Source organism: Mesorhizobium sp. M1004, from assembly GCF_040318795.1.
Taxonomy (GTDB): domain Bacteria; phylum Pseudomonadota; class Alphaproteobacteria; order Rhizobiales; family Rhizobiaceae; genus Mesorhizobium.
On record NZ_JAMYNB010000005.1, the window covers coordinates 191,967 to 215,229 of the forward strand.

Below are 23,263 nucleotides of genomic sequence, written 5' to 3' on the forward strand. Positions count from 1 at the left end.
TCGCCTTCCCTATTCCGCTGCCGCGACATGGCGCCGGCTTATGCCGCGCATGAATTCGTCAAGCGCCGAGGCCTGTTCGCGGCTGAGATGCAGACCGCGCTTGGTGCGACGCCACAATACATCTTCGGCGGTCAGCGCCCATTCGTTTTCGCAGAGGTAGCGTACCTCGGCCTCATAGAGATCGGCGCCGAAATTGCGGCCGAGATCGGCGTTCGACTTGGCGAGGCCGAGCAACACTTGCGCGCGCGTGCCGTAAAGCCTGGTCAACCGACGCGCCAGGCGCTGGTCGAGGAAAGGATAGGCGCTCTTCAGCTTCGCCACCTGGGCGTCGAAACCGGTGGCCGAGAAATCGCCGCCTGGTAAGGGCGCGTTCGCCGTCCACGGCTTGCCGCGCTTGCCGAGAAAACCTTCGACCTTTTCCAGCATCGATTCCGACAACCGGCGGTAGGTGGTGATCTTGCCGCCGAAAGCGTTGACGATCGGCGCCTTGCCCCCGCCGCCATCGGCTTTCAGCACATAGTCGCGGGTCGCTTCCTGCGCCTTCGAAGCACCGTCGTCATAGAGCGGGCGCACGGCCGAATAGGTCCAGACGATGTCGGGACGCGTCACGGCTTCAGCAAAATATTCGCTCGCCGCCGCGCAGAGATAGTCGATCTCGGTGTCGCTGATCTTCACGTCATGCGGATCGCCGGGATAGTCGCGATCGGTGGTGCCGATCAGCGTAAATTCTTCCTCGTAAGGGATGGCGAAAATGATGCGCCCGTCCTTGTTCTGGAAGAAGTAGGCGCGCGGATCATCGAACTTCTTTTTGATGACGATATGACTGCCCTGCACCAGGCGCACATTGTGCACGTCGTTCTGGCCCACGGTGGTCGACAGGACGTGATCGACCCATGGACCGGCGGCATTGACCAGCAGCCGGGCCTTGACCTCGTCGGCATCTCCCGTCCGCACGTCTTCCACGCGGATCGCCCATAGATCGCCTTCGCGCCGCGCCCCGACGACTTTCGTGCGGGTGCGGATGGTGGCGCCGCGGTCGGCGGCGTCACGCGCGTTCAACACCACCAGCCGGGCATCGTTGACCCAGCCGTCCGAGTACTCGAAGGCCTTGTGAAACAGCGGCTTCAGCGGCTTGCCCGCCGGATCCTTGGACATGTCCAGAGTTCGGGTCGCCGGCAGCAATTTGCGGCCACCAATATGATCGTAGAGGAACAGGCCGAGCCGGATCAGCCAGGCCGGGCGCAGGCCCTTGGCATAGGGCAGCACGAAGCGCATCGGCCAGATGATGTGCGGCGCGTTCTTCCAAAGAACCTCGCGCTCCATCAGCGCCTCGCGCACCAGCCGGAACTCGTAGAATTCGAGGTAGCGCAGACCGCCGTGGATCAGCTTGGTCGAGCCGGAGGAGGTTCCGCTGGCAAGATCGTTCATCTCGGCCAGAAATACCGAAAAGCCCCGCCCAACGGCGTCGCGGGCGATGCCGCAGCCATTGATGCCGCCACCGATGACGAAGATGTCACGGACTGCGTCCACAAAGCCCTCCCGCGATTTCGCATTGCAGCATTTTTAGGTTTTTACGAAACCGTAGCGGGATTATTTCGAAATAAGAACGAATGTCAAACGAAATGTAACGGGACCGTGATCGATAGCTTAGCCGAGCGACGTTTCGATCAATTGAACCTCCGCTTCCTCGCAGATCTTGCGCACCGACGGGATGTCGCAATGGTCGGTAATGAAGGTGTTGACCTGCGAGAGATGGCCGATGCGAACCGGCGCGGTTCGTTCGAACTTGGTCTGGTCGGAGACCAGGATGACATGCCTGGCATTGGCGATAATGGCTTGCGCGACTTTCACTTCGCGAAAGTCGAAATCGAGCAGCGCGCCGTCATGGTCGATGGCCGAGGCGCCGATCACCGCATAGTCGACCTTGAACTGCCTGATAAAATCGACCGCGGCCTCGCCGACAACGCCGCCGTCGGAGCCGCGCACGACGCCGCCGGCGATTACCACCTCGATCGAAGGATAGATGCGCATCCTGTTGGCAACATTGATATTATTGGTGATGACCATGAGCCCGGTATGGTCAAGCAGCGCCTTGCTGACCGACTCGGTCGTGGTGCCGATATTGATGAACAAAGATGCGTTGTCGGGTATCAGCCTGGCCGCCGCGCGGCCGATCGCCTCCTTCTCGTCGGCGGCAATCTTGCGGCGCGCCTCATACTCCATGTTCTCGATGCCGGACGGGAACAAGGCCCCGCCATGAATGCGCGTCAGCAGCCGCTGATCGCAGAGATCGTTGAGGTCCTTGCGGATGGTCTGCGGCGTCACGTTGAAGTGCGTGGCGAGGCCATCGACCAGCACACGGCCATGGTCCTTCGCCATCTGGATGATTTCGGCATGGCGCGGCGACAAATACACTGAGAACCTCCCGTTTTCGTTTTTCTTGTTTGTAGCTGAAAACGAAAGCAATGAAAAGGGAGACGCCGGCTAATGAAATATCGATGATTGCAAAGGCGAACCGGGCAGATACGGCTCAGACCCGCTCCGCCACCTTGCGGGTGACAGCCGCGACTTTACCTGGCGAGCGGATCATCAGGAAATTGCCGGACCAGTATCCCGGGATTCGCCAAGTGCCTTTGATCTCGGTTGCATCACCGTTGATGATGCCGCTGTAGTGAATCGGGTGCGCCTTCAATTGGGCCTTGTCGTATGTCTTGGTAAAGGAGACGGCGTTGCCCTCTCGCTGCCCCTGCAGGCTTGCGTATCTTGCCGTGCTGGTCGCCGCCGGTTCGTGGGTCATCCCCGTCAAGCTGGTTGCCGTCTCGATCAGCGTTGCAACGAAGGAAACCGGCGGCAGTTCGCGCGGATAGAAATAGCGCCCGCTCCAGACGCCCGTCAGATTCTGGCTAACCCCTTCAGCCCTTCCGGCCATATGCTTGCTCGCAAGTCCTTGCTGGCTTGCCCCGGCGGCGGCAACCACCCGGGCAATCCCTGTCAGTCCTTCGGGGATCTTGCACACTCGCAGATGACAGTGAAGGCGGTATCGACATCGGCCGCGGTTGTCTCGAACTGGCCTGCCTGGAAGCGGATGGCGACCCGCCCATCGACACGCGTCTGCGTCAGGTAGATACGGCCGTCATTGTTGATGGCGTCGACCAGACGCAAATTGTGCTCGTCGCAGTCAGCGCCGGATGCGGCGCGATGCCGGAACGAGAACAGCGACAGCATCGGCTGGCTGGCGAGCTCGAAATCCTCCTCCTCGGCCAGGCGCGCTGCTATGCCTTCGCTCCAGGCGACGTGATTGCGGATCATGGTGCGCAGCGCCTCGAGGCCATGGGCGCGCAGCAGGAACCACAGCTTCAGCGCCCGGAAGCGACGGCCGAGAGGCACCGACCATTCGGAGTAGTTGATGATGCCGTCATGACCGCGAGTTTTCAGATAGTCCGGCTTGATCGCCAGCGTGCGCACGAGATCCTCCGGCTGACGGACGAACTGGATCGAGCAGTCGAATTGCGCGCCCAGCCATTTGTGCGGGTTGAAGACGATCGAGTCCGCGCCCTCGACACCGGTCCAGAAATGCCGGTATTCCGGACAGATCATCGCCGATCCGGCCCAGGCGGCGTCGATATGCAGATAGAGCCCCTGGCGTTTGGCCACCGCGGCCACTTCAGCGATGTCGTCGGTGCCGCCGGTGCTGGTGCCGCCGACGCACGCGATGATGCCGGCCGGCAATAGGCCGGCCGCGCGGTCGGCAACAATCGCCGCTTCCAAAGCCGCGGTATCCATGGCGCGGTAGGTGCCGGCGACGGGAATGCGGACGAGGTTTTCCTCGCCAATGCCGGCGACCCAGATGGCGCGGTCGATCGAGGTGTGCACCTGGTCGGAGGAATAGACGCGCAGCCTGCCCTGCCCGGAAAGACCCTTCTTGTTGCCCTGCCAGTCGAGCGTGCGCTCGCGCATGGTCAGTACGGCGGCCAGCGTCGCCGATGATGCGGAGTCCTGGATGACGCCGGAAAAGCCTTCGGGCAGGCCGAGCGCCTGGCGCATCCAGTCGACGATGCGCGTCTCAAGCTCTGTCGCCGCCGGCGAAGTCTGCCACAGCATGCACTGCGCGGCCATCGCAGAGACCAGATATTCGGCCACCACCGAGACGGGTGCTGCATTGGCCGGGAAATAAGCAAAGAAACGCGGATGCTGCCAATGCGTCATGCCGGGCACGATCTTGGCTTCGAAATCGGCGAAGATCGTCTCCATCGATTCCGCGGCCTCCGGCGGAGAAGCTTCGATGCTCCTGAAGATCTCGCCCGGCGCTATGGCAGGTCGCACGGGCCGATCGCGAAGGCCGGCGCGGTAATCAGCGCCCCAGTCGGCGGCGCGCCTCGACCAGTCGCGGAATTGCTCGTTGTCCATGGATCCTCCCGACGCGCCGATCAGCCAGCCGTTTGAATTTTGATTAACATGTTAAATAGAGACAGGCAACCGCGACGAAGGTTCCCGCGCTACCCCGGAAAATCCGGCAGGCTGGCAAAGGCCGTCTTCAACGCGTTCGACCAGCCTTCGGAAATAGCACGATAATATCGATCGTCCTGGCCGATGCGCTTTTTCAAACCCACCGTGAACGTGTCCTCCTCCAGGAACAGCAGGTCGAGAGGCAGGCCGACGGACAGGTTCGATTTCAGCGTCGAATCGAACGATACCAGCAAGAGCTTGACCGTTTCAGCCAGGCTCATCGTCCTTTCATAGGCACGGATGATGATCGGCTTGCCGTATTTGGTCTCGCCAATCTGGAAGAACGGCGTGTCGTCGGTCGATTCGATGAAATTGCCCTCGGGATAGATCATGAACAGCCGTGGCGGGCTGCCCTTGATCTGGCCGCCGAGGATGAAGGAGGCGTTGAAATAGGAATCCGCCTTTTCGCCGGCAGGCGACGAGCTGGCGATGACTTCCTTGACGGTGTCGCCGACCAGCCGCACCGTCTGGTACATGGATGGGGTCTCGAGCAGCGTCGCGTGGCGTTCCGCCACCGCCTTGGTGCGCTCGTCGAGCAGGCTGACCACGGCCTGCGTCGTAGCCAGATTGCCGGCCGACATCAGTACGATGACGCGCTCGCCTGGCTCTTCCCAGACATGCATCTTCTTGAAAGTAGAGATCGAATCCATCCCGGCATTGGTGCGCGTGTCCGACATGAACACGAGCCCACGATCGATCTTGAGGCCGACGCAATAAGTCATGGAATCTCTTCAGGCAGCAATCTTGCCGGAGACTACTGCTCTACCGTGACGGTGACTGCAAGCTGTTCCTCCGCCTGTCCCAGTCGAATTCCCGACACCGGCGAGGCGTCGCGATAATCACGGCCGGTGGCTACCCTGACATAGCGTTCATCTGGGGAAATGCCGTTGGCGGCGTCGAAGGCGACCCAGCCGAGACCCTGAACATGGGCTTCGGCCCAGGCATGGCTTGCCGCCTGCTCGATGGCCGCATCCACCATCAGATAGCCACTGACATAGCGGGCCGGAAAACCGATGACGCGGGCTGCGGTGACAAAGATGTGGCTGTGATCCTGGCAAACGCCGGTCTTCAGCGCCAATGCCTCTTCCGCCGGGGTCGTCACGCTGGTGGTGCCCGGCGTGTAGGCGACGCGCTGGACGATCAGCGCCATCAGCCGATGCAGCCTTTCGATGTCGGTACCTTTGCCGACCGCCGCGGCAAGCTCGCTTATGCCCTCGCCGGGGATGGTCAAAGCTGTCTCCTGGCTGAACAGCCACAGTGGCGCAAAGCCGTGATGCGGACCCGAGACGCCTGCTGTGTCGCGCGTGACAACCTCGCCGGAGGCCTCGACGGTGATGAAGTCGCGCTCGCCCTCGACGCTCAACAGCCTGTTATCGTTGCCAAAATGGTCGTTAAAGCGGACTTCCTCTCGCGCGCCCTCGATCTTCAGCGCCCAGGACAAGACGGTCTGCGTCGGTCCGCTGACCGGTAACAGGCGTAGCCGCTGCAACAGATAGTGCACCGGCGCGTCGTAGCGGTATTCGGTACGGTGGGTGATCTTGAGCCGCATGCCTATTTTCCGTTTGTAAGCATGATCTTATCCGAAAACCGGGTCCCACTTGTCGCTAGCGCGGCCCTCCGGTTCGCGATCATGCTCAATTGAACCGGTAATCTTGTGCGATCTCTTCGCCAAGCTTGGTGTTGTCTTGAATGAACCTGGCCAGGAATTCGTGCAGGCCGGCGTCGAATATGTCCTTGATCGACCCTGCCTGCAGCATCGCCTGTGTCCTGTCGACGGTGGCGTGGCAGGCATGACGGTCGCCATAGTCGTCGCCCAGGAACTTCAGATGCTCGGCGAGAAAACGATAACAGAAGGTCAGCGAACGCGGCATGCGCACATTGAGGATCAGATAGTCGGCAATATTGGTCGGTTTGTAGTCGGCCTCGTAGACCCAGCGATAGGAACGGTGCGCCGACACCGAGCGCAGGATCGATTCCCATTGGTAGTTGTCGAGGCTCGAGCCGACCCAGGAGATCGACGGCAGCAGCACGTAGTATTTCACGTCGAGGATGCGTGCCGTGTTGTCGGCCCGCTCGACATAGGTGCCGAGTTGTGAGAAGTCGAAGATCTCGTTGCGCAGCATCGTGCCGTAGAACGAGCCGCGGATCAGCGCCGTCTCGCGTTTGATGGCGTCGAGCACACTCGGCAGGTCGCGCTCGTCGATCGGCTTTGCCAGCATGCGCTTCAGCGCCATCCAGGCTTCGTTGATGCTCTCCCAGGTCTCGCGCGTCAGCGCCGTGCGCACCATGCGGGCATTGTTGCGAGCGGTCTCGATCGCCGACATCGTGCTCGACGGGTTCGAGGTGTCGCGCAGCAGGAAGTCGGCGACATTGGCGGCGGTATAGTCCTTGTATTTCTGCGTGAAGGTGACGTCGGAGCCGGCGCTGAGCAGCACCGAATTCCACTCTTCCGACGCGCTCTGGGTGCGGGTCAGCGCCATGCGAAGGCCGGCATCGACCAGACGCGCCATGTTTTCCGCCCGCTCGATATAGCGGTTCATCCAGTAGAGCCCGTTGGCGGTGCGGCCGAGAAGCATGGCAAGGCCCTTCGGGTTAGTGAGTAGGGATTAGTGAGTAGGGATTAGTAAACATTTGAATCTCTGTGGAATACGGCATTTCTTGTCCCTCTACTGCCTACTGCCTACTGCCTACTGCCTACTGCCTACTGCCCTATTCCCTACCTAATCGTCCAACACCCACGTATCCTTCGTCCCGCCGCCTTGCGAGGAATTCACGACCAACGACCCCTCCTTCAGCGCCACCCGCGTCAAGCCGCCGGGCACGATCTGAATACGGTCCGACACCAGCACATAGGGTCGCAAGTCGACATGGCGCGGCGACAGGCCTTTTTCTGTCAGGATCGGGCAGGTCGACAGCGCCAGCGTCGGCTGGGCGATGTAGTTGGAGGGCTTCGCCTGCAGCTTCTTGGCGAAATCCTGGCATTCCTTCTTGGTCGCAGCCGGGCCGACCAGCATGCCGTAGCCGCCGGAGCCGTGCACTTCCTTGATGACCAACTCATGGATGTGTTCGAGCACGTATTTCAGGCTGTCGGGCTCCGAGCAGCGCCAGGTCGGGATGTTGCCGAGGATGGCCTTGCGGCCGGTGTAGAACTCGACGATGTCGGGCATGTAGGAATAAATCGCCTTGTCGTCGGCGATGCCGGTTCCCGGCGCGTTGGCGATGGTGATGTTGCCGGCGCGGTAGACGTCCATGATGCCGGGCACGCCAAGGGCCGAGTCCGGCCGGAAGGTCAGCGGATCGAGGAAGGAATCGTCGACGCGCCGGTAAAGCACGTCGATCTGCTTGTAGCCTTCGGTCGTGCGCATAGCGACGTGGCCGTCTACAACGCGCAGATCCTGGCCTTCGACCAGTTGCACGCCCATCTGGTCGGCGAGGAAGGCATGTTCGAAATAGGCGGAGTTGAAGCTGCCCGGCGTCAGCACGGCAATGGTCGGTGCGCCCTTGGTGCTTTGCGGCCGCACTGCCGCCAGCGACTGGCGCAGCAATTGCGGATAATTCTCCACCGGCCGCACCTTGATCTGCTGGAACAGCTCGGGAAAGAGCTGCATCATCGTCTCGCGGTTCTCCAGCATGTAGGAGACCCCCGACGGCGTGCGCGCATTGTCCTCCAGCACGTAGAACTCGTTCTCCGAGATCCGGACGATATCGACGCCGATAATGTGGGTGTAGACGCCGGCCGGTGGCCGCACTCCGATCATTTCCGGCAGGAACGCCTCGTTCCTGGCGATCAGCTCCCTCGGCACGCGGCCGGCGCGCAGGATTTCCTGGCGGTGGTAAATGTCGTCGAGGAAAGCGTTCAGCGCCTGCACGCGCTGCTCGATGCCTTGCGTCAGCCTTCGCCATTCATTGCCGGAGATGATGCGCGGCACGATGTCGAAGGGGATCAGCCGCTCGGAGGCTTCCTGCTCGCCATAGACGGCGAAGGTAATGCCGGTCTTGCGGAAGACGCGCTCGGCGTCCTGCATCTTTTCGGTAAGCCTGGCCGGGTCCTGCTCCTTCAGCCAGCGGTCGTAAGCCGTATACGGTTGTCTAAGCCCGGAAACTTCCGGAAGCATTTCATCGAACGCTGCCAATCGCATACTCCCCTGTGACGCCATTTCACTGGCGTCGCGGGAGAAAATCAAGCGCAATCGGTGATTTGGAGGATATCGGCGATCAGTATGTTTCGACTGCCCAAAATTCGGGCAGTCGGAACGGGGCCTTAATCAGGCTCTGCCTTGTCGCCGGGCAAGTGCCTGATGCGGCCATAGCAGTTCACCGTTTCATGGCAACGGGGACCTGCCATGGCTTTTTGCTTCGACGCAATTCCGGACGGAAAACCGCTTCACACTTTTCCTGGAATTGCTTTAGAAAGCGCGGAAAGTGACGACCGTGAAGGTGTCCTTGATTCCGGGAATAATCTGCACCTTCTCGTTGACGAAATGGCCGACATCTTCCTCGTCGTCGACGTAGAATTTGGCAAGCAGGTCGTAATTGCCGGCGGTCGAGTAGATCTCCGAGGCGATTTCGGCATCGGCGAGCGCGCTGGCGACCTCATAGGACTTGCCCAGATCGCACTTTATCTGCATGAAAAACGTCTTCATTGCCGGTCCCGATCAAGCTTCAGCACACAAGCGGCCCTTGTGGCAGACTGCCGCCCGGCTTTCAAGCATCAGGCCGAGCGCGCCTTGGCGACGGCTTGCCTCAGTTCAGACACCGGCATGCCGCGCCGGTACAAGTTGCCGCCGATGACCAGGGCTGGCGTGCCGCGCAGCTTGAAAGCCGTCGCCTGGGCTTCGGTGCGGACAAGGGCAGCGTCGATGTCGGGTTCACGGATGGCGAGGTCGGCACGCACCATCGCCACATCGACACCGACGGAAGAAAGGATGTCGTTGGTGCGGCGTTCCGAAAGGCCGCGCTGGTTGGTCATCAGCGCATCGACCGCCGCGCCATAGTGTTCGCCGCTCAGCAGCGTCACCCGCGCCGCGTCGCGCGACACGTCGCCGAAGATCGGCCAGTCCTTCATCACAAGCCGGACGCCGTTGTCCTCTTCCATCAACTTCTTCAGTTCGACGAAGACGAGCTTGCAGATCGGGCATTGATAGTCGACGAATTCGGCGATGGTGACGTCGCCATCGGGGTTGCCGAGCGCTGGAATGGCGGGATCGAAGGCGACTTCCGTGACAGTCGGCCCGGTGCTTGCCCAGGCGGGCAAGGGAGCCAAAACTGCGAGGCTTGCCGCGCCCTTCAGCAAAAGGCGCCGGTCGATCGGCTGCTTGAACATGGTCGTCCCCTGGTTGCGCGAATGGGTCCCCACCCGTCCCTACGATGCGCGCCCCGCGTTAAAGGAGGCTTAAGCATGATCATGTGGCACTTGCGTGGCGAATATTGCGGTTGCTGAAACCGTGAGGCTCCGCAAACCGTATGGTATGATGCGTCCCGGGACAGGTTTTGTTGGGGGACAATGGAGACAGGCCATGCGCCGCACCGCATTCGCAGTTGTTTCATTGCTGTTCGCGTTGTTCGTGTCGGCAGCCCTTGCCGGCGACGCCGAAGTCAAGGCCGGCCAGGCCGTCATCGATGGTCAGTTGAAGGCGCTCATCGCCAATGATGGCGCCAAGGCGTACAGTTTCGCCGCTCCAAATGTGAAGCGCATCTTTCCCACCGTCGACACCTTCATGAACATGGTGACCAACGGCTATCCGCCGGTGCGCCAGCCGCAGAGCTATTCCTTCGGCAAGGTCGAGCAGATGGGGCCAACTTCGCTAATCCAGCAAGTGCTGATCGTTGGGCCCGACGGCAAGGACTATGAGGCGGTCTACACGCTGGAACAGCAGCCCGACGGCAGCTTTCAAATCACCGGCTGCAGCTTGCGTGCAGCGAATTCGCTCAGCACCTAGATGTGCTTATAGCACCGGAATATCGCCCCTCGCCCATCCCTCTGAAATGTCTGATGTGTGCGCCTCGAAGGCCTTTGCCTCGATCGCGGCGCGAATGTCCTGCATCAGCTTCTGATAGTAAGACAGGTTGTTCCAGGTCAGAAGCATCGCGCCCAGCGCCTCCTGCGAGCGCACGAGATGATGCAGATAGGCGCGTGAATAGTCGCGTGCCGCCGGGCAGTCACTCTCCTCGTCCAGCGGCCGCGGATCGTCCGCATGGCGGGCATTCCTGAGATTGACCTTGCCGCGCCTGGTATAGGCCAGGCCATGGCGGCCGGCGCGGGTCGGCATCACGCAGTCGAACATGTCGATGCCGCGCGCCACCGATTTCACGATGTCGTCCGGCGTGCCGACGCCCATGAGATATCGAGGCTTGTTGTCAGGCAATTCCGGACAGGTGATCTCCAGCATATCCAGCATCACCGCTTGCGGCTCGCCGACGGCCAGGCCGCCGACGGCATAGCCCTTCAGCTCCATCGCGCTCAGCGCCTGCGCCGAGCGCACCCTGAGTGCTGCGTTGTCGCCACCCTGGACGATGCCGAACATGGCCTTGCCGGGCTGGTCGCCGAACGCTGTCTTGCAGCGCTCGGCCCAGCGCAGCGACAGCTCCATCGCGCGCTCGATCTGCTTGAGGTCGGCCGGCAGCGCTGTGCATTCGTCGAGCTGCATCTGGATGTCGGAATCGAGCAGGCCCTGGATCTCGATCGAGCGCTCCGGCGACATCTCGTAGGCAGCGCCGTCAATGTGCGAGCGAAAGGTGACGCCCTTCTCGGTCAATTTTCTGAGCTTCGACAGCGACATGACCTGAAAACCCCCACTGTCGGTCAGGATCGGCTGTGGCCAGCGGGCGAACTCATGCAGGCCGCCAAGCCGCGCCACGCGCTCGGCGCCTGGCCGCAGCATAAGATGATAGGTATTGCCCAGAATGACGTCGGCGCCGACGCCGCGCACCTGGTCCATATACATGGCCTTGACCGTGCCGCCGGTGCCGACCGGCATGAAGGCCGGCGTGCGGATTTCGCCGCGCGGCATGGTGATGGAACCGCGCCGCGCCTTGCCGTCGGTGGCGAGGATCTTGAAGGTGAATGTCTCAGCCATTGAATTCCTTGTCATGGACAGGCGCGCCTGGCGCCTGCCTGTCGAGCGACTGGCGGTATTGGATGCAGCCGCGCATGAATTTCGGCCATGGCGGCACGGCAATCGATGGATCGGTCTTTTCCGGCAGCAGGTCCCACAGGTTGGGATGATGCCAGCATAAATCATGGCCGGTAGAATCTCGGTGCTGGCGAATGCCGGCACGCAATTTCTTCACTTCGGCGATCAGGCTTTCGCGATCAAAGGCCTGCAGGTCATCGTCCATCGCTCATCTCCGCTCGATAAAGCAGGCTTGCATCTCCGTAGGAATAGAACCTGTAATCGTTCCCGATGGCATGAGCATAGGCCGCACGCATCGTATCTAGGCCGCTGAAGGCCGAAACCAGCATGAACAGCGTCGAACGCGGCAGATGGAAATTGGTCATCAGCAGGTCGGCGGTCTTGAACCGATAGCCCGGCGTGATGAAGATGTCGGTCGGGCCGGACCAGGCGGTCAGCGAGCCATCAGGCCGTGCCGCGCTCTCCAGCAGGCGCAGCGAAGTCGTGCCGACAGCGATGATGCGCCCGCCCCGCGCCTTGGCGCCATTCAGAGCGTCGGCTGTTGCTTCGCTGACCGAGCCGGTCTCGGCATGCATCTTGTGGTCAGCGGTGTCGTCCGCCTTGACCGGCAGGAAGGTGCCGGCGCCGACATGCAAGGTGACGAAGCGGCGTTCGATGCCTTTAGCGTCGAGTGCTGCAAACAGTTCCGGCGTGAAATGCAGGCCGGCGGTGGGCGCTGCCACAGCACCTTCCTCTTTGGCATAGATGGTCTGGTAGTCGGTCAGGTCGCGCGCGTCGTCGTCGCGCTTCGACGCGATATAGGGCGGCAGCGGGATGTGGCCGACGGCATGCAGCGCCTCGTCGAGAAACGGCCCCGACAGGTCGAAACCGAGCAGCACCTCGCCGGCCTCGCCCTTCTCGATCACCGTGGCGTCGAGTTGCCCGAGAAAACAGGAATTGCCGTCATGGCCGAAATGGATGCGGTCGCCGGCGGCGATGCGCTTGCCCGGCCGCATGAAGGCCAGCCAGCGGTCCGGCGCCATGCGCATATGCAGCGTGGCGTCGACCTGCGCCTGCGCTTCGCCGCGCCGCCTGATGCCTCTCAACTGGGCAGGAATGACCTTGGTGTCGTTGAAGACCAGCACGTCGCCCGTTCTGAGCAAGGACGGAAGGTCGCGCACCGCGCGGTCCGCAAAGTCTTCGCCTGGCCTGACCACCAGCATTCTGGCGCTGTCGCGCGGCTCGGCCGGGCGCAGCGCGATGCGCTCCTCCGGCAGGTCGAAGTCGAAGAGATCGACGCGCATCAGTAGAGCCGGACGAGCAGCGCTCCGGCCAACAGCAGCACCGCGCCGGCGATGCGGCCGAGCGAAATCTCGCGCACCGCCACGCCGAGAAAGCCGACGCGATCGATCAGCATGCCGGCCAGCAACTGGCCGGCAACCAGGAACGCCATCAACGCGGCTGCACCAATGCGCGGCGTAAGAATGGTTGACAGGGTAACATAGAAACCGCCGAGCATGCCGCCGGCGATGAACAGCCAAGGCGCCGGCGCCTTCCAGTCGAGCGAGATGTCCTGCAGCCGCACAACGGCAATGGAGATGATACCAAGCACGATCGCGCCCGACAGGAACGAAAACGCAGCAGCCGCGACCGGGAGCCCCAGGCCGCGCGCCAGCTGCGAGTTGATCGGCGCCTGGACGGCGATGAAGGCGCCTGACAGGATGCCGAGCAGCGACCAGACCACGCCCATCATCTTCGTTTGTCCTTACCTGACGTCGGCCGCGACCTTCAGCGACACGATCTTGTCGGGATCGACCACCGGCTCGCCGCGCTTGATCTTGTCGACATTGTCCATGCCTTCGATGACCTGGCCCCAGACCGTGTACTGGCGGTTGAGGAAAGCGGCATTGTCGAAGCAGATGAAGAACTGCGAATTGGCCGAGTTCGGGTTCTGCGAACGGGCCATCGAGCAGGTGCCGCGGCCATGGTTGGCGTTGGAGAACTCAGCCTTCAGGTCCGGCTTTTCCGAGCCGCCCATGCCCGCACGCGAAGGCGCGAAGGTCGGCTTCGACGAATTGCCGAACTTCACGTCGCCGGTCTGCGCCATGAAGCCTTCGATGACGCGGTGGAAAACCACGCCGTCATAGGCGCCTTCGCGGGCCAGTTCCTTGATGCGGGCGACGTGGCCGGGAGCCAAATCGGGGAACAGTTCGATGACGACCTTGCCCTTGGTCGTTTCCAGGATGAGCGCGTTCTCGCGGTCCTTGATCTCAGCCATGTCGGATATCCTTTATCTCAGAAAACAGATTGATTTGATTGGTTTACTTGTCGGCGGCGATGCGTACCTTGATCATGCGGTCGGGCTCGCTGACCGTGCCGTTGTCGGCCTCGTCGCCCTTCTTGATCTTGTCCACCAGCTCCATGCCACTGACGACATTGCCGACGATGGTGTACTGGCCATCGAGGTTTGGCGCCGGCGCGAACATGATGAAGAACTGTGAATTGGCGGAGTTCGGATCCTGCGAGCGGGCCATGCCGAGCGTGCCGCGCTTGAAATGCTCACTCTGCGAGAATTCGGCCGGCAGGTCCGGCAGGTCTGAACCGCCGGTGCCGACGGCCTCGGGGCTGAACCCCTTCTTCATGTTGCCGAACTTGACGTCGCCGGTCTGCGCCATAAAGCCGTTGATGACCCGGTGGAATGCGACATCGTTATAAGCGCCTTCACGCACCAGCTTCTTGATCTGCGCGACATGCTTGGGTGCCAGGTCGGGGCGTAGCGCGATGGTGACGTCGCCGTTCTTCAAGGTGATGACTATGGTGTTTTCTGGTTCGGCGGCGAAGGCCGAAACGGATGCGGTCACGAGACCGGCAAGCACGACGAGAAACGAGGCGAGCTTTTTCAGCTGCATAAGGGATCTCCGAAGGTCTTTGTTAGGGTGCATGTCGTTGCCCCAAAAACCGGCATCCACTTTGGGGCGACATGCACTATTTCGCGAATTTGGCGGTGAGCGCACCGGCAACGGCGGCCGGTACGAAGGGACGGATGTCTCCGCCCATCGAGGCTATCTGGCGCACAAGTGTGGCGGTAATGGTGCGTACCGATGGGCTGGCGGGCAGAAAAACCGTCTGCAGTTCCGGCGCCATGGTCTCGTTCATGCCGGCCATCTGCATCTCGTAATCGAGATCGGTGCCGTCGCGCAGGCCGCGGATCATGATCGAGGCGCCATGCTTGCGGGCCGCGTCGATAACCAGCCCGTCAAAGGCGACGACCTTGATCCGGTCGCCGTCGCGGCCAAATTCGGCCTTGGTCGCGGCCTCGATCAGCTTCACCCGTTCGTCGAAAGAAAACAGCGGCGTCTTGCCGGGGTGGGTGCCGATCGCCGCATAAACCGTGTCGGCGACAGCCAGCGATGCCTTCAGGACATCGAGATGGCCGTTGGTCAGCGGGTCGAAGGAGCCGGCATAAAGGGCGATGCGATCGGTCATGGGAGGTGCTTCTAGCGGGGCATTGGGCGGAAGGCAAATGCGATTGGGAACATCTGCGTGAACCTTTTCGCAGACATGAACGACAGATGAATGCCTTGATCACGAAGACTTCACGCCGCGTTCGCTAGTTTGCACTTCGGAAGATGAAACCAAAACCCGATCTAACCGTTGGATAGGCGCAGGAGAACACGCACATGCTGACCTACATGCTCGCCACCGCAATGACCGTCGCCATGCTGATCGCCACCGCATTCGGATTGCATAGCGAGGCAGAGCGCGTCCGTGTCCGCACAAAGCGGTTCGAAGGTTTCGGCGCTCGCTGGCCCCACCGTCGCCCCTGATTTATTGCTAGTTTCTTGTTTGCGCCGGCCCATCGGGCCGGCGTTGTTGCTCAAACCTATTCGGTGCTGTCCGGTACGGCATCTCCGGCGCCGGCCTCAATGACACCCTCTTCGACATCCTCGTCGGCCTGCGGCTCCGAAATCCGTTCGACCGAAACCACCTTCTCGCCTTCGGCGGTGTTGAAGATGGTCACGCCCTTGGTGGCGCGGCTGGCGAAACGGATACCGTTGACCGGCACCCGGATGACCGTGCCGCCATCCGAAACCAGCATGATCTGGTCGTCATTGCCGACCGGGAAAGTCGCCACCAGCTGGCCGATCTCGGCCACCTTCGACACGTCGGTGGCGCGGATGCCTTTGCCGCCGCGTCCGGTCAGGCGGAAATCGTAGGATGACGAGCGCTTGCCGTAGCCATATTCGGTCACCGTCAGCACATACTGCTCATGCGCCTTGAGCTCTTCGTAACGGCTGTCGGAAAGCTCGGTCTCCTCGCCAATCTCCTCATTGGTGAGTGCAATCTCTTCTTCCTCGCCGGTCACCTCGGCGGCAAGCCGCCGCTCCAGTGCTGCCCGCTTGAGGTAGGCGGAGCGTTCCGCCGGTGAAGCATCGACATGCTCGATCACCGACATGGAGATGATGCGGTCGGTCTCGGCCATGCTTATGCCGCGCACGCCGACCGAATTGCGGCTCTGGAAGACGCGCACATCGCCAACGCGGAAGCGGATGCACTGGCCGGAGCTGGCGGTCAAAAGCACATCGTCATTGTCTGTGCAGGTCTCGACGCCGAGAATCTCGTCGCCCTCCTCCTCTAGCTTCATGGCGATCTTGCCATTGCGGTTGACCTGGACGAATTCGGACAGCTTGTTGCGGCGCACGGTGCCGCGCGTGGTGGCGAACATGACGTCGAGTTCGCCCCAGCTGGTCTCGTCCTCGGGCAGCGGCATGATGGTGGTGATGCGCTCGCCCTGCTCCAGCGGCAGCATGTTGATCAGCGCCTTGCCGCGCGACTGCGGATTGCCGATTGGCAGCCGCCAGACCTTTTCCTTGTAGACGATGCCGCGCGAGGAGAAGAACAGCACCGGCGTATGCGTGTTGGCCACAAACAGCCGGGTGACGAAATCCTCTTCCTTGGTCGACATACCGGAGCGGCCCTTGCCGCCGCGGCGTTGCGCCCGGTAGAGCGACAGCGGCACGCGCTTTATGTAGCCGGAATGGCTGACGGTGACGACCATGTCCTCGCGCTGGATCAGGTCCTCGTCTTCCATGTCGGCGCCGCCGTCGGTGAGCTCGGTGCGGCGCGGCGTGCCGAACTCGTCGCGCACGGCGGCAAGCTCGTCCTTGACGATCTGTTGGATGCGGGCGCGGGACGACAGAATATCGAGGTAATCCTTGATCTCGTCGCCGATGGTGTTCAGCTCGTCGGCGATTTCGTCACGGCCGAGCGCGGTCAGGCGCTGCAGGCGCAGTTCGAGGATTGCGCGCGCCTGTTCCTCGGAGAGGTTGTAGGTGCCATCCTCATTGATGCGATGGCGCGGATCGTCGATAAGCAGAATCAATGACTCCACGTCCCCGGAGGGCCAGCGCCGCTCCATCAACTGCTCGCGCGCCGTCTGCGGATCGGGCGCGGTGCGGATCAGCTTGATCACTTCGTCGATGTTGGCGACGGCGATGGCGAGGCCGACCAGCACGTGGGCGCGGTCGCGCGCCTTGCGCAGCAGGAATTTCGTGCGCCGGCTAATCACCTCTTCGCGGAAGCTGACAAACGCCTTCAGCATGTCGGTCAGGTTCATCACTTCCGGCTTGCCGCCGTTCAGCGCCACCATATTGGCGCCGAAGGAGGTCTGCAGCGGCGTGAAGCGGTAAAGCTGGTTGAGAATGACGTCGGCGACAGCGTCGCGCTTCAGCTCGATGACGACGCGGTAGCCCTGGCGGTCGCTTTCGTCGCGAATGTCGGAAATGCCTTCGATGCGCTTGTCGCGCACCAGCTCGGCCATTTTCTCGATCATCGAGGCCTTGTTCACCTGGTACGGGACTTCCGTGATGATGATCGATTCACGGTCGTTGCCGCGCTGCTCGACATTGACCTTGCCGCGCATGACGATGGAGCCACGACCCGTCGCATAGGCGCTGTAGATGCCGGAACGGCCGAGCACGATGCCGCCGGTCGGGAAATCGGGACCCGGAATAATCTCCATCAGCGCCGGCAAATCGATCGCCGGATTGTCGATGATGGCGATGGCGCCGTTGCAGATCTCGGCCAGATTATGCGGCGGAATATTGGTGGCCATGCCGACGGCAATGCCGCCGGAACCGTTGACCAGAAGATTGGGGAAGCGGGCCGGCAGCACCTTCGGTTCGGTGTCGGATGCGTCATAAGTCTCCTGGAAATCGACGGTTTCCTTGTCGATGTCCTCCAAGAGTTCATGCGCGACCTTGGTCAGCCGCGATTCGGTGTAGCGCATCGCCGCCGGCGGATCGCCGTCGATGGAGCCGAAATTACCCTGCCCGTCGATCAGCGGAACGCGCAGCGACCAGTCCTGCGCCATGCGCACCAAGGCGTCGTAGATCGAGGCGTCGCCATGCGGATGGTATTTACCCATCACGTCGGCGACCGGGCGGGCCGACTTCACATATTTGCGGTTCCAGTGGTAACCGCTCTCATGCGCCGCATAGAGAATGCGGCGGTGAACCGGCTTCAGGCCGTCGCGTACATCGGGCAGCGCACGGCTGACGATGACGCTCATGGCATAAGAGAGGTAGGAGCTCTGCATCTCCTCGATGATGGAGATGGGCTCGATGCCGGTAGGGCCGCCGTCGGCGCCGCGCGGGGGTTTTTGGTCGGTCAAATCGGATCACAATCTAATCAGGAATCACTGACCGCTTATATAGGAAGCACGGCCGAAACTCCAATATTCGTGGTGCTTTTCCAATGAGGATTTCAGTGGTAAATTCAAATGGATACCTCTGATTGCGACGATTTGGCCATAACGCATTCGCCGCCGCCAGGGGCAAAAGCCTGCGAAGGACAGTTTTCCAAGCCAAGAGCTTATCTGGAGGCAGACAGACGCGTCAGCGGGTAGCCACCCGCCGGGCGCGATAGTGGCCAGGCGTCTCACCCATGACGCGCCGGAAACGGCGGTTGAACGTCGACAAATCGTTGAAACCGGCCTCGAAGGCGATTGCCGAGATGGCATCGCCTGACATGCGCAGCCGCACCGCCGCGCGGTGCAGCCGGGTTCTCAGCAGAAACTGATAGGGCGTCATGCCGGCGACCTGCCGGAAGGTGCGCAGGAAATGATACGGGCTGGTCGCCGTCGCGCAGGCAAGCTCGGAAAGCGAGACCGGCCTGTCGGCATTGAGCTCGATCTGCCGCACCGCCTCGGCAACCCGTTTCTGGTCGCGGCGGCTCGGCGGTCGAACGCCAGGCACCGCATCGCTGGCCACAGGCAGTGCTGCGCCGGCAACTGCTAGTGCTGCGCCGGCAATTCGCAGGCCAAGCTCTTCAAAGGCGTCGATGTCGACCATCTCGCGCGCCGCTTCCGCCTCGGCCAGCAGCGATGCGAGCGCCGGCAAAGGCGGCAGATGCGGCACGCCGAAGGCGGGCTTGCTCGCGCCGGGCACGTCGCTGGCGATGCGGTCGAGATAGGCCGGTGCGAAGTGGAAGGACAGGCAACGGTCGCCGGCGCCATGCTCATGCCCGCATTCATAGCAGGCGCCGACATTGCCGAGCAGGATCGCGCCCGGCGCCAGCATGGCGGCGCCTTGCCTGGTGCGGTAGCGGAAGGTGCCGCTGGTGACAGCGGCAACGCAGAAGGTGTCGTGCGCCTCCTCGAACGGGCGGTCGCCGGCGCCGGCCGTGCACAGCACGTCGGACACATGCCAGCCCTGCCCCGATGCCAGGTTTTGTTCGCTCGTCGTCATGGCTTGAAAGATAGCAATTTTTCCCAAGCGCGACACCCGGTCGGGGCCTATCGCTTGCAGCCTCCTGACACAACGAAGGCAGCAAGTATGATCGGTACATCCTCCTTTGCCGAAGCGCTCCACAGCGACGGCCCCAATCCCGGCCTGGCTGAAAAGCTGGATCTCTACGGCCGCTTCGTCGGCGCCTGGACATTCGATGCCACGCGCCATCTCGAGGACGGCACGGTTTTCACCGGACGCGGCGAGGTGCATTTCGGCTGGGTCCTGGAAGGCAGGGCGATCCAGGATGTATGGATCCTGCCCGCGCGCGATGCCGGCCCCTCGCCCTCGGTCGGCAGATGGACTTTCTATGGCACAACGCTGCGGGCCTATGATCCCGGCTCGGATGCCTGGCACATCTTCTGGAGCGACCCGCGAAACCAATACTACAGCCGCCAGCTTGGTCGCGCCGAAGGCGACACAATTGTGCAGGTCGGCGCCGACGGCACTGGTTCCTCGGTCCGCTGGAGCTTTTCGCGCATCACCAAGGACAGCTTCCGCTGGCTCGGCGAGCGTTCGCACGACGATGGCAAGACATGGCGTCTCGAAGTCGAGTTCCTGGCGCGCCGCGTCGCCCAGGACTGATGACGCAACATATTGCAAAAAGGTGAAAAAACATGCTTGACCATGTCTCGATCGGCGTCCGCGACACCAACGTTTCGAAGCCCTTCTACGATGCCGCGCTAAAGCCGCTCGGTTATTCCTGCCTCAGCCAGTCGCCAGGCTCACTGGGTTATGGTGCGCAAACCGTGGCGCTGTGGGTGAACGATGCGGCGCGGCCAGTGTCATCGGACGAGAAGTCCGGTCTGCATTTCTGCTTTAGCGCGCCGACGAGGCAGAGTGTCGTTGCCTTCCATGCCGCCGCCTTGCGTGCAGGCGGCAGCGACAATGGCGCGCCGGGCCTGCGCGCCGACTATGGCGAGAACTATTACGCTGCCTTCGTCGTCGATCCCGACGGCTATCGTCTGGAGGCCTATTGCAACGCTGCCGCCTAACACTGACGCCGTCTCCGGTATCGCCATGTCAGACGGTTCCCACCGGTCGGGCTTTGCTCTACCACTATGGTGGCGCAGGAGTCCGGCCCGGCGGGAGGGGTCAGCGATGCCGAGTTTCGACAGCTTGTTCAACGCCTTCGTCACCATTCTGGTGACCATCGACCCGCCAGGTCTCGCGCCGCTCTTCCTCGCGGTGACACGCGGCATGAACCGCGAGGAACGTCAGCAGGTTTCGGTGCGCGCCTCGATCATCGGCTTCCTGGTGATGGCGCTGTTTGCGGTGGCCGGGGCGTCCATCCTGTCGGTGTTCGGCATCACGCTGCCGGCTTTCCGCGTCGCCGGCGGGTTTTTGCTGTTCTTCATCGCGTTCGAAATGGTGTTTGAGCGCCGCCAGGACCGCAAGGAGAAGATCGGCGACGTTGCCATCACCAAGGACATGATCCACAACATCGCGGCCTTCCCGCTGGCGATCCCGCTGATCGCCGGCCCCGGTGCGATTTCGGCGACCGTGCTACTGTCGGGCTCGTTTCAGGGTTTTGCAGCACAAGCGGCGCTGGTCGGCATCATCTTCGTCTGCCTTGCCATCACCTATCTGGTGTTCGTGCTGTCGGAGCGCATCGACCGCATCCTCGGCCAGACCGGCCGCTCGATCCTCACCCGCCTGCTCGGCGTCATCCTGGCCGCGCTTGCGGTTCAGTTCGTCGCGGATGGGATCAAGGCGCTGATGGCGGGGTGAACGGCAGCCCCTGCTCCCTGCTCCCTGCTCCCTGCTCCCTGCTCCCTGCTCCCTACTCCACCGCCGTATCGACGACCTCGAAATCGTGGGTGATGACAGCCGTCTTGGCCAGCATGGCCGAGGCCGAGCAGTATTTCTCGATCGACAGGTTGATGGCGCGCTGGACCTTGTCGCGCGACAGCGCGTGGCCCGTGACGATGAAATGCATGTGGATGCGGGTGAAGACTTTGGGGTCGGTTTCGGCCCGGTCGGCGTCGAGTTCTACAACACAGTCCTCGATCGCCTCGCGGCCTTTTTCGAGGATGTGGACGACATCATAGGCCGAGCAGCCGCCGGTGCCGATCAGCACCAGCTCCATCGGGCTCGGACCTGGCGTCTTGCCTTCCGGCCCGGGGGCGGTCCCCAGCACCAGTTTGTGGCCGCTGCCGGACTCGCCGACGAAGGTGCGCTCCTCGACCCATTTAATCCGTGCTTTCACGGCAATCTTCCTTTCAGAAAGCGTCACTGGCCGAAGACGACCGTGTGCATGATCCGCCCCGGCAGCAGCGTGAACACGCCGGCGCCGATCAGGGCGAAAACATACAGCGATATCATGACCCTGCGATGTTTGGCGACCCGATGCATATGCGCGTGCCAGACCGCCAGCGGCACGGCGATCAACACTAAAATCGACAAGAGATGGATCGGGCTGAACGGACCGACGAGGCGTATCTGCTGGATCCAGAAACTGGAGATGGCGACGACCAGCATCAGCGCCGCCCAAGTATAGCCGACGACACGATGACGCGTCGTGCCTTTCGGCAGCGCTAGTTGCGTAGCGCCAATGGCCAGCGCGGCAAGGGCCGCGAAGGCGTGCCATGGAATGGGAGGGCGCGCCGATAGAAGCGGTCCGAGCGACATCGCGCCCTCTCCTCAGATATCGCTGACTACCGTCAGCTCAGAACGGGATTTCGTCGTCCAGTTCGCGCGACGAGCCGCCGCCACCGCCGCCCTTGGAACCGCCGCCACCGCTGTTGCCGCCGCGGTTGAAGCTCTCATTGGGGCCAGACTGGCCGAAATCCGAGCCACGGCTCGCGCCGCTGCCGCCGGCATAGTTGCCGACCTGACCGCCGCCCTCGCCGCGAGAATCGAGCATCTGCAGCTCGCCGCGGAATTTCTGCAGCACGACTTCGGTCGTGTACTTGTCGGCGCCGGTCTGGTCTTGCCATTTGCGTGTCTGCAGCTGGCCTTCGACGTAAACCTTCATGCCCTTCTTCAGGTACTGCTCGGCGACCTTGGCGATCTGGTCATTGAAAATGACCACGTTGTGCCATTCGGTCTTTTCCTTGCGCTCGCCGGAGTTCTTGTCGCGCCAGCTTTCCGACGTGGCGATGCGGATGTTGACGACCGGATCACCGGAATTCAGGCGGCGGATTTCAGGGTCCGCGCCGAGGTTACCGACCAGAATGACCTTGTTGACGCTACCCGCCATGACACTTCTCCGTGCTCATCCGAAACAAATTTCAAGTCGTTCACCTTACAGGCCGCGCACAATCCTGGCTTGCCGCGGCTGGCTTTTCCCACAAGGTTTTTGTTCCCTTTTCGTTCCTATACTGTTAACCACGGATTGTCAAGGAATGGCAGCAATCGCGGACGCGGGCGCGTGGATTTAGCTGACACGCAGGGGCGAGAAGCGGTGTCGTCAGCGCCGTTTTTTTAGCTGGTCGCAACGGACCGAAAAAGCCGCTCCACTCCATGCCCATGCCATGGGCGCGCTGTGCGATCACGGTTGGCGCCGACATCAGCCCGACTGCAGGTTCAGATTTCAGAGCCGGGTCATTCAGCAATTTCCCGATCGCGCGCCCGTGCCACCACACCTGAGCGACGAGCGCCGCTACCACCGCGATTAGGCCCCAGGTCCCCAATCCTTCGCCGAAGATGTAAATCCCGTATGGCGGCGATAGCGCCGTACCCAGCTTGGCCAACAAGATCACGGCCACGAAACCGATGACGGCGATCGCTCCTATACCGAGTACGAGGCGGCGATAGAGCCTCAGAGCCTCGTTGAGGTTCTCGGCGGACGAAAGATCGACGTTGGAATTCATAAATACTACTCCTGCCTCGCGATGATCGGCCCATCTTGTTCCC

General features: G+C 62.0%; 28 protein-coding genes. 5 read left to right on the forward strand and 23 right to left on the reverse strand.

Annotated elements, in window-relative coordinates:
* Positions 1-9: 9 nt before the first annotated feature.
* The 10 genes from glpD to NKH54_RS12545 form a co-directional block, all read right to left on the reverse strand.
* Complete coding sequence (glpD, locus tag NKH54_RS12500; protein WP_353028310.1) at positions 10-1,530, reverse strand: glycerol-3-phosphate dehydrogenase; 1,521 nt, start codon at positions 1,528-1,530, stop codon at positions 10-12.
* 117 nt (positions 1,531-1,647) lie between these two features.
* Positions 1,648-2,415, reverse strand: coding sequence for a DeoR/GlpR family DNA-binding transcription regulator (locus NKH54_RS12505; RefSeq protein WP_023822227.1), 768 nt, complete (start codon positions 2,413-2,415; stop codon positions 1,648-1,650).
* A gap of 115 nt (positions 2,416-2,530) precedes the next feature.
* On the reverse strand, positions 2,531-2,977 hold the full coding sequence (locus tag NKH54_RS12510) for a hypothetical protein (protein ID WP_023754895.1): 447 nt from the start codon (positions 2,975-2,977) through the stop codon (positions 2,531-2,533).
* Between the two features lie 14 nt (positions 2,978-2,991).
* Positions 2,992-4,407, reverse strand: a complete 1,416-nt coding sequence (locus NKH54_RS12515; protein WP_023688617.1) for a pyridoxal phosphate-dependent decarboxylase family protein — start codon at positions 4,405-4,407, stop codon at positions 2,992-2,994.
* Positions 4,408-4,496: 89 nt separating this feature from the next.
* Positions 4,497-5,228, reverse strand: coding sequence for a proteasome-type protease (locus NKH54_RS12520; protein WP_023684646.1), 732 nt, complete (start codon positions 5,226-5,228; stop codon positions 4,497-4,499).
* A 32-nt stretch (positions 5,229-5,260) separates the two neighbouring features.
* Positions 5,261-6,055, reverse strand: coding sequence for a transglutaminase family protein (locus NKH54_RS12525; RefSeq protein ID WP_353028312.1), 795 nt, complete (start codon positions 6,053-6,055; stop codon positions 5,261-5,263).
* Between the two features lie 85 nt (positions 6,056-6,140).
* On the reverse strand, positions 6,141-7,082 hold the full coding sequence (locus NKH54_RS12530) for an alpha-E domain-containing protein (protein WP_023693403.1): 942 nt from the start codon (positions 7,080-7,082) through the stop codon (positions 6,141-6,143).
* A 144-nt stretch (positions 7,083-7,226) separates the two neighbouring features.
* The gene (locus NKH54_RS12535; RefSeq protein WP_023670964.1) at positions 7,227-8,639 is read right to left on the reverse strand and encodes a circularly permuted type 2 ATP-grasp protein; all 1,413 of its coding nucleotides are present in this window, start codon (positions 8,637-8,639) and stop codon (positions 7,227-7,229) included.
* 273 nt (positions 8,640-8,912) lie between these two features.
* Positions 8,913-9,149, reverse strand: a complete 237-nt coding sequence (locus NKH54_RS12540; protein WP_023670963.1) for an Lrp/AsnC family transcriptional regulator — start codon at positions 9,147-9,149, stop codon at positions 8,913-8,915.
* A 68-nt stretch (positions 9,150-9,217) separates the two neighbouring features.
* Complete coding sequence (locus NKH54_RS12545) at positions 9,218-9,829, reverse strand: DsbA family protein (RefSeq protein ID WP_023693402.1); 612 nt, start codon at positions 9,827-9,829, stop codon at positions 9,218-9,220.
* 193 nt (positions 9,830-10,022) lie between these two features.
* Between NKH54_RS12545 and NKH54_RS12550 the strand changes: the two genes are divergently transcribed.
* Positions 10,023-10,445 carry a DUF4864 domain-containing protein gene (locus tag NKH54_RS12550; RefSeq protein WP_023684643.1) on the forward strand — a complete coding sequence of 141 codons (423 nt, stop codon included), beginning with the start codon at positions 10,023-10,025 and terminating at the stop codon, positions 10,443-10,445.
* A 6-nt stretch (positions 10,446-10,451) separates the two neighbouring features.
* Here NKH54_RS12550 and tgt read toward each other — a convergent pair whose 3' ends face one another.
* The 7 genes from tgt to coaD form a co-directional block, all read right to left on the reverse strand.
* The gene (gene tgt / locus NKH54_RS12555) at positions 10,452-11,582 is read right to left on the reverse strand and encodes a tRNA guanosine(34) transglycosylase Tgt (RefSeq protein ID WP_023715836.1); all 1,131 of its coding nucleotides are present in this window, start codon (positions 11,580-11,582) and stop codon (positions 10,452-10,454) included.
* Positions 11,575-11,844 carry a hypothetical protein gene (locus tag NKH54_RS12560; RefSeq protein ID WP_023684641.1) on the reverse strand — a complete coding sequence of 90 codons (270 nt, stop codon included), beginning with the start codon at positions 11,842-11,844 and terminating at the stop codon, positions 11,575-11,577. The genes tgt and NKH54_RS12560 overlap by 8 nt, the downstream gene beginning before the upstream one ends.
* Entirely contained in the window at positions 11,834-12,922 is a 1,089-nt protein-coding gene (gene queA / locus NKH54_RS12565; protein WP_023754900.1) for a tRNA preQ1(34) S-adenosylmethionine ribosyltransferase-isomerase QueA, read from the reverse strand. The genes NKH54_RS12560 and queA overlap by 11 nt, the downstream gene beginning before the upstream one ends.
* On the reverse strand, positions 12,922-13,371 hold the full coding sequence (locus tag NKH54_RS12570; protein ID WP_023693398.1) for a DMT family transporter: 450 nt from the start codon (positions 13,369-13,371) through the stop codon (positions 12,922-12,924). Before NKH54_RS12570 ends, queA begins: the two co-directional genes overlap by 1 nt.
* Positions 13,372-13,383: 12 nt before the next feature.
* The gene (locus tag NKH54_RS12575; RefSeq protein ID WP_353028313.1) at positions 13,384-13,896 is read right to left on the reverse strand and encodes a peptidylprolyl isomerase; all 513 of its coding nucleotides are present in this window, start codon (positions 13,894-13,896) and stop codon (positions 13,384-13,386) included.
* Positions 13,897-13,939: 43 nt separating this feature from the next.
* The gene (locus tag NKH54_RS12580; protein WP_353028314.1) at positions 13,940-14,527 is read right to left on the reverse strand and encodes a peptidylprolyl isomerase; all 588 of its coding nucleotides are present in this window, start codon (positions 14,525-14,527) and stop codon (positions 13,940-13,942) included.
* Positions 14,528-14,603: 76 nt separating this feature from the next.
* The gene (gene coaD, locus NKH54_RS12585) at positions 14,604-15,104 is read right to left on the reverse strand and encodes a pantetheine-phosphate adenylyltransferase (protein WP_023670954.1); all 501 of its coding nucleotides are present in this window, start codon (positions 15,102-15,104) and stop codon (positions 14,604-14,606) included.
* Positions 15,105-15,298: 194 nt separating this feature from the next.
* Here coaD and NKH54_RS12590 point away from each other — a divergent pair, with 194 nt between their 5' ends.
* Positions 15,299-15,445, forward strand: a complete 147-nt coding sequence (locus NKH54_RS12590; RefSeq protein ID WP_353028315.1) for a hypothetical protein — start codon at positions 15,299-15,301, stop codon at positions 15,443-15,445.
* Positions 15,446-15,501: 56 nt separating this feature from the next.
* On the opposite strand, the gene gyrA is transcribed toward NKH54_RS12590, so the two are convergent.
* The gene (gene gyrA / locus NKH54_RS12595; RefSeq protein ID WP_023696506.1) at positions 15,502-18,291 is read right to left on the reverse strand and encodes a DNA gyrase subunit A; all 2,790 of its coding nucleotides are present in this window, start codon (positions 18,289-18,291) and stop codon (positions 15,502-15,504) included.
* 223 nt (positions 18,292-18,514) lie between these two features.
* The gene (locus NKH54_RS12600; RefSeq protein ID WP_353028316.1) at positions 18,515-19,366 is read right to left on the reverse strand and encodes a helix-turn-helix transcriptional regulator; all 852 of its coding nucleotides are present in this window, start codon (positions 19,364-19,366) and stop codon (positions 18,515-18,517) included.
* Positions 19,367-19,453: 87 nt separating this feature from the next.
* Here NKH54_RS12600 and NKH54_RS12605 point away from each other — a divergent pair, with 87 nt between their 5' ends.
* From NKH54_RS12605 to NKH54_RS12615, 3 genes are all read left to right on the forward strand, one after another.
* Positions 19,454-19,990 (forward strand): hypothetical protein, encoded by a 537-nt coding sequence (locus tag NKH54_RS12605; protein WP_353028317.1) that lies wholly within the window; start codon positions 19,454-19,456, stop codon positions 19,988-19,990.
* Positions 19,991-20,022: 32 nt separating this feature from the next.
* On the forward strand, positions 20,023-20,400 hold the full coding sequence (locus NKH54_RS12610; RefSeq protein WP_023726684.1) for a VOC family protein: 378 nt from the start codon (positions 20,023-20,025) through the stop codon (positions 20,398-20,400).
* Between the two features lie 106 nt (positions 20,401-20,506).
* Positions 20,507-21,136: a MarC family protein gene (locus NKH54_RS12615; protein WP_023670949.1), complete on the forward strand. Its 630-nt coding sequence runs from the start codon at positions 20,507-20,509 to the stop codon at positions 21,134-21,136.
* Positions 21,137-21,188: 52 nt separating this feature from the next.
* On the opposite strand, the gene NKH54_RS12620 is transcribed toward NKH54_RS12615, so the two are convergent.
* From NKH54_RS12620 to NKH54_RS12635, 4 genes are all read right to left on the reverse strand, one after another.
* The gene (locus tag NKH54_RS12620) at positions 21,189-21,614 is read right to left on the reverse strand and encodes an OsmC family protein (RefSeq protein WP_023706191.1); all 426 of its coding nucleotides are present in this window, start codon (positions 21,612-21,614) and stop codon (positions 21,189-21,191) included.
* A 23-nt stretch (positions 21,615-21,637) separates the two neighbouring features.
* Positions 21,638-22,036: a DUF2306 domain-containing protein gene (locus tag NKH54_RS12625; protein WP_023752202.1), complete on the reverse strand. Its 399-nt coding sequence runs from the start codon at positions 22,034-22,036 to the stop codon at positions 21,638-21,640.
* A gap of 37 nt (positions 22,037-22,073) precedes the next feature.
* On the reverse strand, positions 22,074-22,607 hold the full coding sequence (gene ssb, locus NKH54_RS12630) for a single-stranded DNA-binding protein (RefSeq protein ID WP_023684633.1): 534 nt from the start codon (positions 22,605-22,607) through the stop codon (positions 22,074-22,076).
* 124 nt (positions 22,608-22,731) lie between these two features.
* Positions 22,732-23,220 (reverse strand): ABC transporter ATP-binding protein, encoded by a 489-nt coding sequence (locus NKH54_RS12635; RefSeq protein WP_353028319.1) that lies wholly within the window; start codon positions 23,218-23,220, stop codon positions 22,732-22,734.
* Positions 23,221-23,263 lie beyond the last annotated feature (43 nt).

Bases quoted from the DNA above. Each gene is read 5' to 3' on its own strand.
- NKH54_RS12590 (WP_353028315.1), top strand. From the start codon at position 15,299: ATGCTGACCTACATGCTCGCCACCGCAATGACCGTCGCCATGCTGATC.
- NKH54_RS12605 (WP_353028317.1), top strand. From the start codon at position 19,454: ATGATCGGTACATCCTCCTTTGCCGAAGCGCTCCACAGCGACGGCCCC.
- NKH54_RS12530 (WP_023693403.1), bottom strand. From the start codon at position 7,082: ATGCTTCTCGGCCGCACCGCCAACGGGCTCTACTGGATGAACCGCTAT.
- NKH54_RS12580 (WP_353028314.1), bottom strand. From the start codon at position 14,527: ATGCAGCTGAAAAAGCTCGCCTCGTTTCTCGTCGTGCTTGCCGGTCTC.
- queA (WP_023754900.1), bottom strand. From the start codon at position 12,922: ATGCGCGTCGATCTCTTCGACTTCGACCTGCCGGAGGAGCGCATCGCG.
- NKH54_RS12625 (WP_023752202.1), bottom strand. From the start codon at position 22,036: ATGTCGCTCGGACCGCTTCTATCGGCGCGCCCTCCCATTCCATGGCAC.
- NKH54_RS12570 (WP_023693398.1), bottom strand. From the start codon at position 13,371: ATGATGGGCGTGGTCTGGTCGCTGCTCGGCATCCTGTCAGGCGCCTTC.
- ssb (WP_023684633.1), bottom strand. From the start codon at position 22,607: ATGGCGGGTAGCGTCAACAAGGTCATTCTGGTCGGTAACCTCGGCGCG.
- NKH54_RS12575 (WP_353028313.1), bottom strand. From the start codon at position 13,896: ATGGCTGAGATCAAGGACCGCGAGAACGCGCTCATCCTGGAAACGACC.
- NKH54_RS12560 (WP_023684641.1), bottom strand. From the start codon at position 11,844: ATGGACGATGACCTGCAGGCCTTTGATCGCGAAAGCCTGATCGCCGAA.
- coaD (WP_023670954.1), bottom strand. From the start codon at position 15,104: ATGACCGATCGCATCGCCCTTTATGCCGGCTCCTTCGACCCGCTGACC.
- NKH54_RS12610 (WP_023726684.1), top strand. From the start codon at position 20,023: ATGCTTGACCATGTCTCGATCGGCGTCCGCGACACCAACGTTTCGAAG.
- NKH54_RS12600 (WP_353028316.1), bottom strand. From the start codon at position 19,366: ATGACGACGAGCGAACAAAACCTGGCATCGGGGCAGGGCTGGCATGTG.
- NKH54_RS12545 (WP_023693402.1), bottom strand. From the start codon at position 9,829: ATGTTCAAGCAGCCGATCGACCGGCGCCTTTTGCTGAAGGGCGCGGCA.
- NKH54_RS12635 (WP_353028319.1), bottom strand. From the start codon at position 23,220: ATGAATTCCAACGTCGATCTTTCGTCCGCCGAGAACCTCAACGAGGCT.
- NKH54_RS12520 (WP_023684646.1), bottom strand. From the start codon at position 5,228: ATGACTTATTGCGTCGGCCTCAAGATCGATCGTGGGCTCGTGTTCATG.
- NKH54_RS12540 (WP_023670963.1), bottom strand. From the start codon at position 9,149: ATGAAGACGTTTTTCATGCAGATAAAGTGCGATCTGGGCAAGTCCTAT.
- NKH54_RS12615 (WP_023670949.1), top strand. From the start codon at position 20,507: ATGCCGAGTTTCGACAGCTTGTTCAACGCCTTCGTCACCATTCTGGTG.
- NKH54_RS12515 (WP_023688617.1), bottom strand. From the start codon at position 4,407: ATGGACAACGAGCAATTCCGCGACTGGTCGAGGCGCGCCGCCGACTGG.
- NKH54_RS12550 (WP_023684643.1), top strand. From the start codon at position 10,023: ATGCGCCGCACCGCATTCGCAGTTGTTTCATTGCTGTTCGCGTTGTTC.
- tgt (WP_023715836.1), bottom strand. From the start codon at position 11,582: ATGGCTGAGACATTCACCTTCAAGATCCTCGCCACCGACGGCAAGGCG.
- NKH54_RS12525 (WP_353028312.1), bottom strand. From the start codon at position 6,055: ATGCGGCTCAAGATCACCCACCGTACCGAATACCGCTACGACGCGCCG.